13 protein-coding genes and 1 tRNA gene are annotated in these 12,329 nt (G+C 68.0%); 8 read left to right on the top strand and 6 right to left on the bottom strand.

Translation table 11 applies throughout. The features are described from left to right. Positions 1-40 precede the first annotated feature (40 nt). From AC07WJ_RS00905 to AC07WJ_RS00885, 5 genes are all read left to right on the top strand, one after another. Positions 41-325, top strand: a complete 285-nt coding sequence (locus AC07WJ_RS00905; protein ID WP_494932648.1) for a hypothetical protein — start codon at positions 41-43, stop codon at positions 323-325. Between the two features lie 39 nt (positions 326-364). Next, on the top strand, positions 365-1,306 hold the full coding sequence (locus tag AC07WJ_RS00900) for an ArgK/MeaB family GTPase (RefSeq protein ID WP_494932647.1): 942 nt from the start codon (positions 365-367) through the stop codon (positions 1,304-1,306). A gap of 101 nt (positions 1,307-1,407) precedes the next feature. Then, on the top strand, positions 1,408-2,931 hold the full coding sequence (locus AC07WJ_RS00895; protein WP_494932646.1) for a cell wall hydrolase: 1,524 nt from the start codon (positions 1,408-1,410) through the stop codon (positions 2,929-2,931). A gap of 168 nt (positions 2,932-3,099) precedes the next feature. Beyond that, complete coding sequence (locus AC07WJ_RS00890; protein WP_494932645.1) at positions 3,100-3,342, top strand: hypothetical protein; 243 nt, start codon at positions 3,100-3,102, stop codon at positions 3,340-3,342. 180 nt (positions 3,343-3,522) lie between these two features. Continuing rightward, positions 3,523-4,764, top strand: a complete 1,242-nt coding sequence (locus AC07WJ_RS00885) for an MFS transporter (RefSeq protein ID WP_494932644.1) — start codon at positions 3,523-3,525, stop codon at positions 4,762-4,764. A 16-nt stretch (positions 4,765-4,780) separates the two neighbouring features. On the opposite strand, the gene mepA is transcribed toward AC07WJ_RS00885, so the two are convergent. Next, the gene (gene mepA, locus AC07WJ_RS00880; protein WP_494932643.1) at positions 4,781-5,713 is read right to left on the bottom strand and encodes a penicillin-insensitive murein endopeptidase; all 933 of its coding nucleotides are present in this window, start codon (positions 5,711-5,713) and stop codon (positions 4,781-4,783) included. A 340-nt stretch (positions 5,714-6,053) separates the two neighbouring features. Here mepA and AC07WJ_RS00875 point away from each other — a divergent pair, with 340 nt between their 5' ends. The 3 genes from AC07WJ_RS00875 to AC07WJ_RS00865 all read left to right on the top strand — a co-directional run bounded on the left by AC07WJ_RS00875 (position 6,054) and on the right by AC07WJ_RS00865 (position 8,063). Next, positions 6,054-6,758, top strand: coding sequence for a L,D-transpeptidase family protein (locus AC07WJ_RS00875; protein WP_494932642.1), 705 nt, complete (start codon positions 6,054-6,056; stop codon positions 6,756-6,758). A 149-nt stretch (positions 6,759-6,907) separates the two neighbouring features. Continuing rightward, positions 6,908-6,997: transfer RNA gene (locus AC07WJ_RS00870), tRNA-Ser, on the top strand. A 235-nt stretch (positions 6,998-7,232) separates the two neighbouring features. Then, complete coding sequence (locus AC07WJ_RS00865) at positions 7,233-8,063, top strand: phosphotransferase family protein (protein WP_494932641.1); 831 nt, start codon at positions 7,233-7,235, stop codon at positions 8,061-8,063. Positions 8,064-8,321: 258 nt separating this feature from the next. Here the strand turns inward: AC07WJ_RS00865 and kynB are convergent, their stop codons facing one another. The 5 genes from kynB to AC07WJ_RS00840 are packed head-to-tail and all read right to left on the bottom strand — an operon-like array spanning position 8,322 to position 12,265. Continuing rightward, positions 8,322-8,942, bottom strand: coding sequence for an arylformamidase (kynB, locus tag AC07WJ_RS00860; RefSeq protein ID WP_494932640.1), 621 nt, complete (start codon positions 8,940-8,942; stop codon positions 8,322-8,324). Further along, positions 8,939-9,889 carry a branched-chain amino acid ABC transporter permease gene (locus AC07WJ_RS00855; RefSeq protein WP_494932639.1) on the bottom strand — a complete coding sequence of 317 codons (951 nt, stop codon included), beginning with the start codon at positions 9,887-9,889 and terminating at the stop codon, positions 8,939-8,941. The genes kynB and AC07WJ_RS00855 overlap by 4 nt, the downstream gene beginning before the upstream one ends. Further along, on the bottom strand, positions 9,889-10,779 hold the full coding sequence (locus tag AC07WJ_RS00850; protein ID WP_494932638.1) for a branched-chain amino acid ABC transporter permease: 891 nt from the start codon (positions 10,777-10,779) through the stop codon (positions 9,889-9,891). The genes AC07WJ_RS00855 and AC07WJ_RS00850 overlap by 1 nt, the downstream gene beginning before the upstream one ends. After that, positions 10,776-11,513 (bottom strand): ABC transporter ATP-binding protein, encoded by a 738-nt coding sequence (locus AC07WJ_RS00845; RefSeq protein ID WP_494932637.1) that lies wholly within the window; start codon positions 11,511-11,513, stop codon positions 10,776-10,778. The genes AC07WJ_RS00850 and AC07WJ_RS00845 overlap by 4 nt, the downstream gene beginning before the upstream one ends. Beyond that, positions 11,510-12,265 (bottom strand): ABC transporter ATP-binding protein, encoded by a 756-nt coding sequence (locus tag AC07WJ_RS00840; protein WP_494932636.1) that lies wholly within the window; start codon positions 12,263-12,265, stop codon positions 11,510-11,512. The genes AC07WJ_RS00845 and AC07WJ_RS00840 overlap by 4 nt, the downstream gene beginning before the upstream one ends. Positions 12,266-12,329 lie beyond the last annotated feature (64 nt).

The raw sequence follows: 12,329 nt of genomic DNA, 5'->3' as shown, positions 1-12,329 counted from the left end.
CAGGGTCGGCGGAAGCCGACCCTGAACGCAGAGCACCGACGTGACCGACGCCACCAGCCGCCCCTTGCCGATCACCGGCCTCGTCTTCACGGCCGTCATGCTGGTGGCGGGGCTGGCGCTCGCCGTCCTGTTCAAGGCCTATCCGGGGCTCGGCGAGACGGTTCCCGGCCTGATGTGGCTGCTGTTCGTGGCGCTGGCCTTCGATGTGATCGTCAACGGGCTGGTCAGCCGCGGCATCGCCCAGGCCCTGACCATGCCCTGGCGCGTCGGCGGCTATTGCGCCGGCGCCGTGGTGCAGCATGTCACATCCACCTATGTCATCTGACGGCCGGGACGCCGAGCGGCGCTCGAAGGGACGTTCCACGTGAAACCGGCCAGTCTCGAAGCGCTGCGCGCGGGCGGCAAGCGGGCGCTGGCCCAGGCGCTCGCCGCGATCGAAACGCTGGCCGGCCAGGCCGAGCTCGCCGCCTTTCTCGACCAGGCCTGCCGCGAGGCGAGGGGGGCGACGCTCGGCCTGACCGGGCCGCCCGGGGTCGGCAAGTCGACATTGACCCATGTCCTGGTCCAGCGCTGGCGCGCGTGCGGCGAGACCGTCGGCGTCGTGGCGGTGGATCCCTCCTCGCGCCGGACCGGCGGCGCCCTGCTCGGCGACCGGGCCCGCATCTCGACCGATCCGGCCGACCGTGGCGTCTTCGTGCGCTCCATGGCGGCGCGCGATCGGCTCGGCGGCCTGTCCGACCAGACCGTCGCCGCCATGGTGGTCATGCGCGCGGTGTTCGACCGGGTGCTGATCGAGAGCGTCGGCATCGGCCAGTCCGAGGCCGATGTCGCCATGGTCGCCGACACCGTCGTCTTGTGCATCCAGCCGGGCTCGGGCGACAGCCTGCAATTCATGAAGGCCGGCGTCATGGAGCTGCCCGACGTCATTGTCGTCACCAAGGCCGACATGGGCCATGCGGCCCGGCGCGCCAAGGCCGATGTCGAGGGCGCGCTGACGCTGGTCGCCCGCGACCCGGGCGCCTGGGTGGCGCCGGTCGTGCTGATCTCGGCCACGACGGGCGACGGCCTGGACGGCCTCGCCGAGGCCATCGCGAGCCATCGCCGCTGGCTCGGCACCGAGCGGCTGGCCCTGCGCCGCCACGCGCAGGAGGCGCAGTGGATCGAAGAGGCGGTGCGCACGCGCTTCGGCACGGCCGGGCTTGCGGCGTCGCGCGCCATCGCGCTCGCCGGGGCCGGCCCCTTCGCCCGCGAACAGGCGATCACCACCACGCTGAACCGGCTGCTGACGCCGGCCGGACATCATTAACGCGGCCTCAACCTTACCCGGGCGATAAGGTTGATATCCGGTCACCATGTTTTGGGGAGCCGGCGTGTTGGGTCGCGTGTTTCGCGTGGAGTGCGTTGCGTATGCGTGCGTTGCGTCGGCGTTCTGCGTCCGAATTCCGTCCGGCCGCCTTGATTTCGGGCCTGGCCGCGTCCTTTCTCGTCCTGTCCTGCCAGTCGGTGGCTTATCAGGACCTGGTCAGCTATCTCGCCCAGCGTTCCGGCGTCGATCAGACGTGGCGCCGGCATGTCGCGAGCCTCGTCCGGCCGCAAATGACCATGGCGAGCTTCGCGCTGGCCCGTCCCATGCCGCGCGAGGAGGCCGAGCCGCAGCGTGTCCTGGCCCGTTTCGATGCCGCGGCCGCCAGCGGCGCCAATCCGCGTTCGGGCGATCGGCTGGTCGGCCCGGCGGTGGGCGCCGGGCTTGGCCGCGCGGTCGTCTATCCGCAAGCCAATCGCGACGCCAAGAGTGATCTCCTGGTCGAGCGCTCCCGGCTCAGGCCGAGCCTGACCGCGGCACGGCCGACCACGGCCATGCTCGAGGCGCCCGCCGACCTGACGACGGTCGCGCGCCTCGCGCGGGACCCGACGATCGCGCGTGTCGACACCGAGCATTCGCCGCTGGCGCTTGGCGGCGTCCAGCTCGCCGCGGTCGCGCCCGATGCCATGCTCGATGACCGCACCCCGGTCGCCCGCCTCGGCCTCGCCGGGCCGGCCATCGCGCCGGCCGATGCCCAGCCGGCCGATCCGGCTCAGGCCCATGGCCAGGCGGACGAGACGCAGCCGGGCGGCGGCGAGCCGGACGAGGCGCAGTTCGGAGAGGAGCGCCGTTTCGCCACCGAGCTCGTCGAGGATCGCGCCGGCATCGCCATCTCGGGCGAGGGCCCGCTGGCCCGTGCCGGCGTCGGTTTCGGCACCCCGGCACTGCCGCTCGAAAACGAGCCGTTCCGGGTCACCACGACCCATGAGCCGGTGGCCGGCTTCGATCCGATCCTCGGTGCCTTTGCCACCGACCGGCGCGGCGATCGCCCGGATCCGGCGCTGGCGCGTGTGTTCCGCACCCCGGCTCCGTCGTCGCTCGACGAGACGTCGCCGGAGCGCCAGACCCGCACCGGCCACCCGGTCCTCAGCTTGGAACTGTCGGGCGCCGCGCTGGCGCGCGCCCAGAAATGCCTGGCCGAAGCAGTCTATTGGGAGGCGCGCAGCGAGCCGGAGCGCGGCCAGATGGCGGTGGCGCAGGTGGTGGTCAACCGCGCCGTTTCGGGTTTCTACCCGCGCGACATCTGCGGCGTCGTCTACCAGAACGCCCATCGTTATCTCGCCTGCCAGTTCACCTTCGCCTGCGAAGGCCGGCGCAGCCTGGTGGCGACCGAGCCGGAACCCTGGACGCTGGCGAGCCGGATCGCCCGGGACATGCTGGCCGGCCGGACCTGGCTCGCCGAGGTCGGCCACGCCACCCATTATCACGCCACCTATGTCCGCCCCTGGTGGGCCCGCTCGATGAACCGGCTGCAGCAGATCGGCGTCCATGTGTTCTACCGGCCGCGGCAATGGGGTCCGCTGCCGCCGCAGGTGCAGCTGGCGCCGCAGCCCGGCCATCAGAGCTGACCGGCGCCGTTCCGGCGGAACGGGCCTCGCCGATCACGGCCCGTCACGATGCGATCAATCGGCCGTGACCGCGTAACCATTTGCCGTTTCCCTGGGTATTGGCAGCAGAGGCGCATGAGGCGCTTCCGCACAGTCGAAACCCAGAACCCTCGGAAATGGAGAACGACCATGAAGAAGCTCATCCTCGCCGCCGCCCTCGCCGCCGCCTCGATCGCACCGGCTTTCGCCCAGAGCTCCGGCTCCGACTTTTACGGCACGCCCGAGCGTCAGGTGATGAACGGCACCCATGTCGGCGCCTTGCGCGAATTCAGCCTGCGCCGCGCGGCGCCGATGTCCATGGCCGCGACCCCGGGCGGCTGGGGACCGGCCGATACCCTGGCCTATCCGATGCCGGCCTCGCCGCAGCAGTAATATGATCCTGCATGGCAGAACGCGCCGGGGCTGGTCCCCGGCGCGTTGCATTTGACCGGTCCGCCGCACCATCGCGCCATCGCATGGGTGTCATCACGGCTTTTCGTTTTGCACCGGCGGAGACCGCTCCTAGTTTGGCGGGCTGCGTGTATCAGCACGACGCGAAGCCCGGAGAGACCCATGGCCAGCACGACCTCATCCGCGCCGCAAGATGGCTGGCGCACGCCCTTTGTCGTCGTCGTCTGCGGCTGCCTGATCGGCCTCCTGTCATTCGGGCCGCGCTCGGTGGTCGGCATGTTCCTGATGCCGATCTCGGTCGAGAACGGTTGGACGCGCGACGTGCTGTCGCTGACGATCGCCATCCAGAACCTGATGTGGGGCGTCGGCCAGCCCTTTGTCGGCGCTATTGCCGACCGCTTCGGCACGTTGAAGGTGTTCTGGGTCGGCACTATCATGTACGGCGCGGGTCTCGCCTGCATGACCTTGCCGCTGCCGCCGCTCGCCATGCACGTGCTGTCGGGCTCGCTGGTCGGCCTCGGCCTTGCCGGCGTGTCGTTCAACCTGGTGCTCGCCTGTTTCACCAAGCTCCTGCCGGAGGCCAAACGGCCGATGGCGCTCGGCCTCGGCACCGCGGCATCCTCCTTCGGCCAGTTCGTTTTCGCGCCGCTGACCCCCTTCCTGATCGACCTTCTGGGCTGGAAGGGCGCGCTTCTGGTGTTCTCCTCGGTGGTCGGCCTGATCTTCCCGCTGGCGGTGGCGCTCGCCACCAATCCGAAGGCCGGCATCGGCACCGGCACCGGCGCCGAGAAAAGCGTCATGGCCACCATGAAGGAGGCCCTGGGTCACCGCAGCTATGTCTACCTGGTGCTCGGCTTCTTCACCTGCGGCTTCCAGCTCGCCTTCATCACCACCCACTATCCGCCTTATCTCGCCGATCTGAAGATGCCGGCCTGGGTCGCCGGCCTGGCGCTCGCCTTCATCGGCCTGTTCAACATCGTCGGCTCGCTCACCGCCGGCTGGCTGTCCGGCCGCGTCTCGAAGCGCTGGCTGCTGGTCTGGATCTATTTCGCCCGCGGGGCGGTGGTGGTCATGCTGCTGGTGCTGCCGCCGAGCCCGGCCGTGGCACTCGCCTTCGCCGCCATGATGGGGCTCCTCTGGCTCTCCACCGTGCCGCCGACCTCGGGCCTGGTCGCCTTGATGTTCGGCACCCGCTACATGGCCATGCTCTACGGTTTCGTCTTCTTCTCGCACCAGGTCGGCGGTTTCCTCGGCGTCTGGCTCGGCGGCGTTCTGTATGAACGCACCGGTTCCTATGACGTGGTCTGGTGGCTGAGCGTGCTGTTCTGCGTCGGTTCGGCCCTGATCAATATCCCGATCAAGGAAGAGCCGATCCAGCGCCCCGGCCTGGTTCCGGCCGAATAGGACGGGAACGGCGGCGTCAGCGCGCCACCACCACCTGCCGGCAGCCGTCCGGCAGGCCGGCCATGGTGATCGGCGGCGGCGGCCGCCAGTTCGGGTTCGGCCTGGGGTGCAGCACCTCGTCGGAAAACCACCAGTCGAGCTCGGCGCCGCAGCCCTCCGCCGTCGGCGGCGGGTCCTGCGGCCGGCAGCTGGCCGAGCCGGCCGGGCAGGTGATGCGCACATGCATGTGGTAATTGTGCCCGGGCACCGGCCTGACCTTGGACAGCCAGGAGCGGTTGCCGGTCGCCTCGCGGCACAGTGCCTTCTTGATCGCGGCATTGACCAGCACGCGCTCGACCCGCGGATCGGTGGCGGCGGCGCGGATCACCTTCAGGTGCTCGCCGGTCCAGGTTGCCGGATCGATATCGCGCCGGTCGGCACGCACCATGTTGACCGCCGAGGTCATCTCGCGCTCCTCGCGGCTGAGCTCGCGGCGCGGCATGGGGGTGAGCCAGATATCGGCGTCGAGCCCGATCTGATGCGAGGCATGGCCTGTGATCATCGGGCCGCCGCGCGGCTGCGAGATGTCGCCGACCAGGATGCCCGGCCAATTGGAGACGCGCGGCACCTGGCGCGCGAAGCGCTCGAGGAAGCTGATCATCTCGGGATGGCCCCACATGCGGTTGCGCGACAGCCGCATTACCTGCCAGGCATCGCCGTTGACCGACAGCGCGGTGGCGCCGGCGAGGCAGCCACGCGAATAGAAGCCGAGCGAACGCGCCTCCATGGGCGCCGCCGCCGTGGCGCGGCCGAAAATCTCCTTGGCCGGCACATTCGGATCGTTCGGATTGGCGAGCGGCGCCAGCGGCCGCGGATTGACCGTGCCGCGATCCTGGGCGGATGCGGGCGAGGCCAGGGCCAGGGCGGAAACAAGCGCCGCGACGGCGGCAGCAAAGCGGGTCATGGACATTCCGGCGCGACGAACAGACGGATCGGCTTCAGTTTAGCCAGGGGTCGTTAACCATTCATGTCGAGCGGCCGGCATTGTTTGTCGCGTCGCCGACGGCACGATGAGCCCAAGATGACGCAACCCCGCCCCGCGAGAATTCGGGCCGGCGCGCCGCGCCGGCCATGTCTAAATGCTTAAGGTGAATCCCCGAGTCATCTTTACAGCGGCATGAAGACAAGGAATCACTTGATTTCGACAGAGGTGGACGGAGCCCGGTTGCGGGTCCGACGGGAAGGGAAGTTCCATGCGGTCTCGTGGATTTGCGCGGTTTCTTGGATCTGCCGTTGCGTTGGCTGCCGGCTTGATCTTGACGATCGCCAGGGCCGATGCGGCGATCGTCGTCCGGGTCGACAAGTCGAGCCAGACCATGCGCGTCATCGTCGACGGCGAGCAGCGCCATGTCTGGAACGTGTCGACCGGCCGGATCGGCTATAACACGCCGGTCGGGACCTATAGCCCGCAGCGGCTGGAGCGCAACTGGCGCTCGCGCAAATACGGCATGGCGCCCATGCCCTATTCGATCTTCTTCCGTGGCGGTTATGCCATTCACGGCACCAACATGGTCGGCCGGCTCGGCCGGACCGACAGCCACGGCTGCATCCGGCTCGCGCCGGGCAATGCCCGCACCCTGTTCGAGATGGTCGCGGCACGGCGCGGTTCGACCCGCATCGTGATCGAAGGCACGTCGCGGCCGGAGCCAGCGGTCATGGCTTCGCGTCGCGCCGGCACCCGGGTGGCCTCGGTTGCGCGCCCGCGCACCGCCCAGATGCGGCTCGCCCAGCCGGCCCGCAGCGAGGTGGTGCGTCCGGCCGGCCAGGCCCGCGCCGCTGTTCCCGTGGCCTCCCAGCGCATGATCCGGGCGCCGGGCGGGCATCGCCTGACCGAGGCCGCGGCTCAGCCGCGCACGGCCCAGCCGGTGGCCTATGGCTCCGCCCATCCGCGCCCCCGCGTCGCCATGCCGGCGCCTCCCGCCAATCCCTTCCTGAACTGGTTCATGCTGCGGTAGCACCGTTCGCGCCACCGCCGGCCCGGCCCGGGCTTCGGCCCGTTGGCAAGGCCACGGGGGTCGACGCCAACGGCTCGGCCGGCGCGCAGGGATTGCCTGCGGCGGCGTCCTTGCAAATTGCCGCGCGGGCCTTTATCAGCGCCCTCCACGGACAGGTGGCCGAGTGGTTGAAGGCGCACGCCTGGAAAGTGTGTATACGGGGAACCGTATCGCGGGTTCGAATCCCGCCCTGTCCGCCAAACACCGTCGATCACGTTCCGCGGCGCGATATTGCCGACCTTCGCCGCGCCCGGCCAGGCGGCATGGCGAACCGTTGATTCCGCGCCATGTCCCGATCCATCCTGGACCAGCGCAACGGATGGGCGCGGTGCAATAAGGTCTGCCTTCGTCCTCGTCGGGATATGGCGGTTATTGCAGGTCGCCTCACCACCCGATCACCGCGGCCGAACGGAAATCGGCCTATGGTGAAGCACCATGAAACCCAGGCTGTCTCCGATTGCCGTCACCACCCTACTTGCCGCCAGGTTCTCTCGTATCGAGGGGCCGTGGCAGCTTGAGGAAGGCGAGGAATCCCAGGCCTATGCTGCGGTCGCGGACGGGCAGCGGATTGTTCTCAGAATAAACAGCCGGCGCGAAGGTTTCGACAAGGACGCATGTGTCGCGGAGCTTTGGCCTGCGATATGCGCGCCCAAGGTCATGGCTATCGAGCGTCTTTCCGATGCGTGGCTTTGCATTTCGGAGCGGGTGCCCGGTGTTACCCTGCAGGCTTTAGGACGGGCTGCGGAATCATGCGGCCAAGAGGTCTTGCTGGTTCTGGATTCGATCGCGGCAAGCGATGTTTCGCGGATCGCAGGTTATGGCCCGTTCAGCGCCTCTGGAATCGGAATTTTTCCGTCTTGGCAGGCATTCGTCGTCGCTGTTGATGGGCCGAGTGACCTGGTGCGGCTGGTCTGCGAATACCAATATGGCGAAAGGCGAGCATTGGTTCACGGTGACTTTGGCTCAAACAACGTCTTGGCGGAAAATGGACGAGTCACGGGCGTCATCGATTGGTCGGAGGCACTTATTGGCGATCCGCTCTATGACATCGCCAATCTGTTGTTCTGGCGCCCCTGGCTCGAATGCATGGAAGCGCAGTGCCGGTATCTGGAGCTTCACTGCGCAAATCGCTTGATCGATCAGGAGCGTCTGATTCGCTATCAAGTGCGCATCGGGCTCCAGGTCGCCGCCGACGCAAGAGCCGACGGAGATGAACAAACCGAGCGGTGGGCACTCGACCGAAGTCGGAAGATTGCGTCGCTCTGACCACCTCGGGCTTCGTCCAAGGCAGCGTTCAAAATCGGCGTATCGACTGTTGCCGAACCCTGCCGCCGCGCCGATCGCTTCACGCATGGCGGTGGCCGGGCCGGACAGAAACCGGCCTCGCCCGGGCGCATGGCTCGGCGCGACCATGGGATAGTCCGACCGCGGGCTGCATTGCCTCCGGTCTTGGCCGGGGCTGCTATTGGCGGCGGCGGCGAGATCAGGCACCACGGCAGGATCCGGGCCGCCGTCAAACGGGGTCTAGAGCGAGCGCAGGATGGCGCGCAGCGGCGCGCCGTCGCAATCGGCGAGCTTGAGCGGCAGGGCCACCAGCTCGTATTCACCCGCCGCCACGTCATCGAGCAGCAGGCCTTCGATGATGCGGATATCGTGGGCGTCCAGGGCACGATGCGCCTCCAGGGTCTTCGAATCGGCGGGGTCGACTGAAGCCGCATCCATTCCGATCAGCCTTGCGCCGCGTCGCGCGAGTTCGGCGATCAGCGCGGGGTCGATGCCCTTCAGGCCGGGGTCCCAGCCGTCCGGTTGCCGGTGATATTGCCTGATCAGCACGCGCTCGACCCGTGCCGGCAGCCGCTCCAGGATCTCCAGGCCGATCGTCGCGCCGGTGCTGCCGCGCGCGTCGACGAGATGGCAGGGGCCGATGAAGGGTTCCAGCGCGATCTCGGCCATCGAGGCGCCGTCGGCGCGGTAATGCAGGGGAGCGTCGGCATGCGAGCCGACATGGCTTGAAACCACGATCCGCGAGACATTGACCGTCGAGCCGTCCGCGATGCGCGCCACAGGTTCGACCGCGAAGGGCATGTCGCCGGGCCAGCACGGCATGGCCGCGCGGAACAGGGGCGAGATGTCGTGGATGGTCATGCCTCCTCCTGTTTCGAAGCGGATGCGTTGCGCCGCTCGGGCAGCAGCCCTTGCGGGCGGTAGAGCAGCATGACCACCAGAATGAAGCCGACGAGGACGACGCGAATGGCCGATGCCTGGCGCTGCAGGTCCGCGGGCAGGAACGCACCCAGCACGGTTTCGGTCATGGTCCAGAGCGCCCAGATGGCCACCGTGCCGAGGAGCGCGCCGAAATTGTTGCCGCTGCCGCCGACGATCAGCATCACGAAGATCTGGAAGGTGACGATCGGCAGCAGGTCCTGCGGACTGACGAAGCCCATGAAGCTGGCATAGAGCGCGCCCGACAGGCCCATGAGCATCGAGCCAAGCACAAAGGTCTGGAGCCGGAAGGAGACGGCGTATTTGCCGAGCGCGGCACTGGCTTCCTCGTCCTCGCGAATGGCGCGCAGCACGCGCCCCCACGGCGAGCGCACCAGCCGTTCGAGCGCCCACAACAACGCGCCGACAACGACCAGCACCATGATCAGGAAATAGAGGTTGGACAGGAATGGCGTCGCGGCCATCGAGGCGAACGGCCGGGGCAGGCTGTGCAGGCCGTCGAAGCCGCGCGTCAGCGGTTTCAGGTTCATCGCCAGCATCTGGATGCAGACGGCGACACCGAAGGTCGCGACGGCGAGGAAGTCATGTCGCAGCCGGATGGTCAGGAGGCCGACGAAGAGCGCGACGATGCCGGACGCCAGGATGGCGCCGAGATAGCCCATGAACGGCGGCAGGCCGAGGCCACCGAGCGAATCCGGATAGTCCGGGCCGGTGATCAGCGCGGCCGCATAGGCGCCGACGCCGAAGAAGCCGACGACGCCGATATTCATGATGCCGGTGAAGCCCCATTGCAGGTTCAGGCCGAGAACGCTGATCGCATAGATGCCGGCGACGACCGAGAAGAAGACGAAATAGGAGGCGATATCCACTAGGCTTTCTCCCCGAGAATGCCGTTCGGCCTGACCAGAAGCACCAGGATGATCAGGACGAAGGCCGCCGCCTGCCGGTATTCGGAGGCGAAATATTCGACCGTCAGTCCTTCGGCGAGGCCGATCAGCAGCGCGCCGAGCAGGGCGCCGTAGATGCTGGTCATTCCGCCGACGATGAGCGCCGCGAACATGGGCAGCAGCAGCTCGAAACCCATGAAGGGATGCACCTGGATGGTGAAGCCGAGCAGGACGCCGGCGACCGTCGCCAGGCCGGTTCCGATGATCCATGTCCAGCGGATGACGTGATCGACGTCGATGCCGTTGACGCGCGCCAGCGACGGGTTCTCGGCCACCGCCCGCATGGATTTGCCGAGCACCGTGCGCGACAGGAACAGATGCAGGCCGAGGACCAGGACGAGCGTGACCCCGACGACGATCAGTTCGTTGACGGTGATGCGGATGCCCCAGATGCGCAGCGCCGGCTGAATGACGAAGGTGAAGAAATGCGGGTCCTGGCCGGCAAACATCACGATGACGTTGCGCAGCATGAGCGACACGCCGAAGGAGGCCATGATCATGCTGATGCGCGACGCGTTGCCGAGCCGCAGCTGCCGGTAGATGGCGCGGTCGATGACGAGCGCCAGCAGCGAGTTCAGCACCGCCGCGCAGAGGAGCGCGATGATGAGCGGCCAGCCGAAGCTCAAGCCGCCGATCGAACCGACCGTTCCCACCAGCGCGACGATCCCCAGCGCCATATATCCGCCGCTGGTGATCAGGTCGCCCTGGGCGAAGGAGGGGAAGTTGAGGAGATTGAACACCATGCTCAGGCCGATGACGCCGAGCGTGATGAAGGCGGCGGACACGATTCCGTCGACCAGGAGCTGCATCATGACGCCAGCCTCGACTTTGAGCCCAGATAGAGTTCGCCCACCTCCGGACTGGCGAGCAGTTGCGCGCCGGTGCCGGTGAACCGGTCGCGGCCTTCGGCCAGCACGTAGCCGCGGTCGCAGATGGCCAGCGCCGCCTTGGCGTTCTGTTCGACGAGCAGGATCGTCACGCCGCCGGCGCGTATCTCCAGCAGCTTCTGGAAGACCATGTCGGTCATCTTCGGCGACAGTCCGGCGGACGGCTCGTCGAGCATGATGAGGCCCGGCCGCGCCATCAGCGCCCGCCCGACCGCCACCATCTGGCGCTGGCCGCCGGACAGGCGGCCCGCCGCCAGGCGGCGCAGCCTGGCAAGGTCTGGAAACAGCGCGTAGGTCTCCGCGATCCGCTCCCTGGTCCGCGGAATGTCGGAGATGCAGCCGAGTTCCAGGTTCTCCTCCACCGAGAGGCGCGTGAAGACGTTGTTGGTCTGCGGCACATAGGCGACGCCGGCTCCGACGAGAGCGTGCGTGGCGATGCCGCGGATGCTCCTGCCCGACACCCGCACGTCGCCGCCGGCGACCGGCACCATGCCGGCGACGGCCTTGATCAGGGTCGATTTGCCGGCGCCGTTCGGCCCCAGCACGGTGACCAGCTCGCCGGGGTTCACATGCAGCGAAGCGCCGCGCAGGATCGGCACGTCGGGGACATAGCCCGCGACGAGATCCTGCACGACGAGATGCGGTTCGGTCGCGCTCATGCGGCGCCTCCCAGATAGGCTTCGAGAACGCGGGGATCGCTGCGGACGTCCTGCGGCTCGCCCTGCATCAGCAGCTTGCCGGCCGCCATCACGACGACGGGCCGGCACAGGTTCATCACCAGATCCATGTTGTGCTCGATGATCAGGAAGGTGACGCCGCGCGCGTTGAGCTGCGCGATGCGGTCGATGATGTCGCCGAGCAAAGTGGGGTTCACCCCGGCTCCCGGTTCATCCAGCAGGATCAGCTTCGGGTCGGACATCAGCGAGCGGCCGAGCTCCAGCAGCTTGAGCTGGCCGCCGGAGAGATTGCGGGCCGGTTCGTCGGCGAGGCGCGCGAGCTTGACGAAATCCAGGATCTCGCGGGCCTTGGCGCGCGATGCCGCCTCTTCCGCGCGCACCCGGCCATTCCTGACGAGCGGATTCCAGAGCGTCTCGCCGCTCTGCCCGGTCGGCGCCACCAGCATGTTCTCCAGCACCGTCATGGCGCCGAAGGGCCGCGGGATCTGGAATGTCCGGGCGATGCCGTGGGCGTAGATACGGTCGGGGCGAAGCCCGTCGATGCGCGTGCCGCCAAAGCTGATCGCACCGCTCGTGGGCCTGAGCGCGCCCGCTATCGTGTTGAACAGGGTGCTCTTTCCGGCGCCGTTCGGGCCGATGAGGCCGGTGATCGTGCCCTGCCGGAGGGTGAAGCTGACGCCGTCCACCGCTCGCAGGCCACCGAAGTGCCTCGCCACATTGGCCAGTTCGAGCATCCGCATCCCCTCGCAGATTTTTATTGCGTCACGATCAACGATCTTCTATCTATGATCAAATATT

This window comes from Phreatobacter sp. GW821-FHT04C01 (assembly GCF_059420385.1).
Note: the sequence above shows the minus strand (reverse complement) of the source record. Positions and strands in the feature narration are given on the sequence as shown.

Coding starts and splice junctions, on each gene's coding strand:
- AC07WJ_RS00895 (WP_494932646.1), top strand. CDS start 1,408: ATGCGTGCGTTGCGTCGGCGTTCTGCGTCCGAATTCCGTCCGGCCGCC.
- AC07WJ_RS00890 (WP_494932645.1), top strand. CDS start 3,100: ATGAAGAAGCTCATCCTCGCCGCCGCCCTCGCCGCCGCCTCGATCGCA.
- AC07WJ_RS00885 (WP_494932644.1), top strand. CDS start 3,523: ATGGCCAGCACGACCTCATCCGCGCCGCAAGATGGCTGGCGCACGCCC.
- mepA (WP_494932643.1), bottom strand. CDS start 5,713: ATGTCCATGACCCGCTTTGCTGCCGCCGTCGCGGCGCTTGTTTCCGCC.
- AC07WJ_RS00865 (WP_494932641.1), top strand. CDS start 7,233: ATGAAACCCAGGCTGTCTCCGATTGCCGTCACCACCCTACTTGCCGCC.
- kynB (WP_494932640.1), bottom strand. CDS start 8,942: ATGACCATCCACGACATCTCGCCCCTGTTCCGCGCGGCCATGCCGTGC.
- AC07WJ_RS00850 (WP_494932638.1), bottom strand. CDS start 10,779: ATGATGCAGCTCCTGGTCGACGGAATCGTGTCCGCCGCCTTCATCACG.
- AC07WJ_RS00845 (WP_494932637.1), bottom strand. CDS start 11,513: ATGAGCGCGACCGAACCGCATCTCGTCGTGCAGGATCTCGTCGCGGGC.
- AC07WJ_RS00840 (WP_494932636.1), bottom strand. CDS start 12,265: ATGCTCGAACTGGCCAATGTGGCGAGGCACTTCGGTGGCCTGCGAGCG.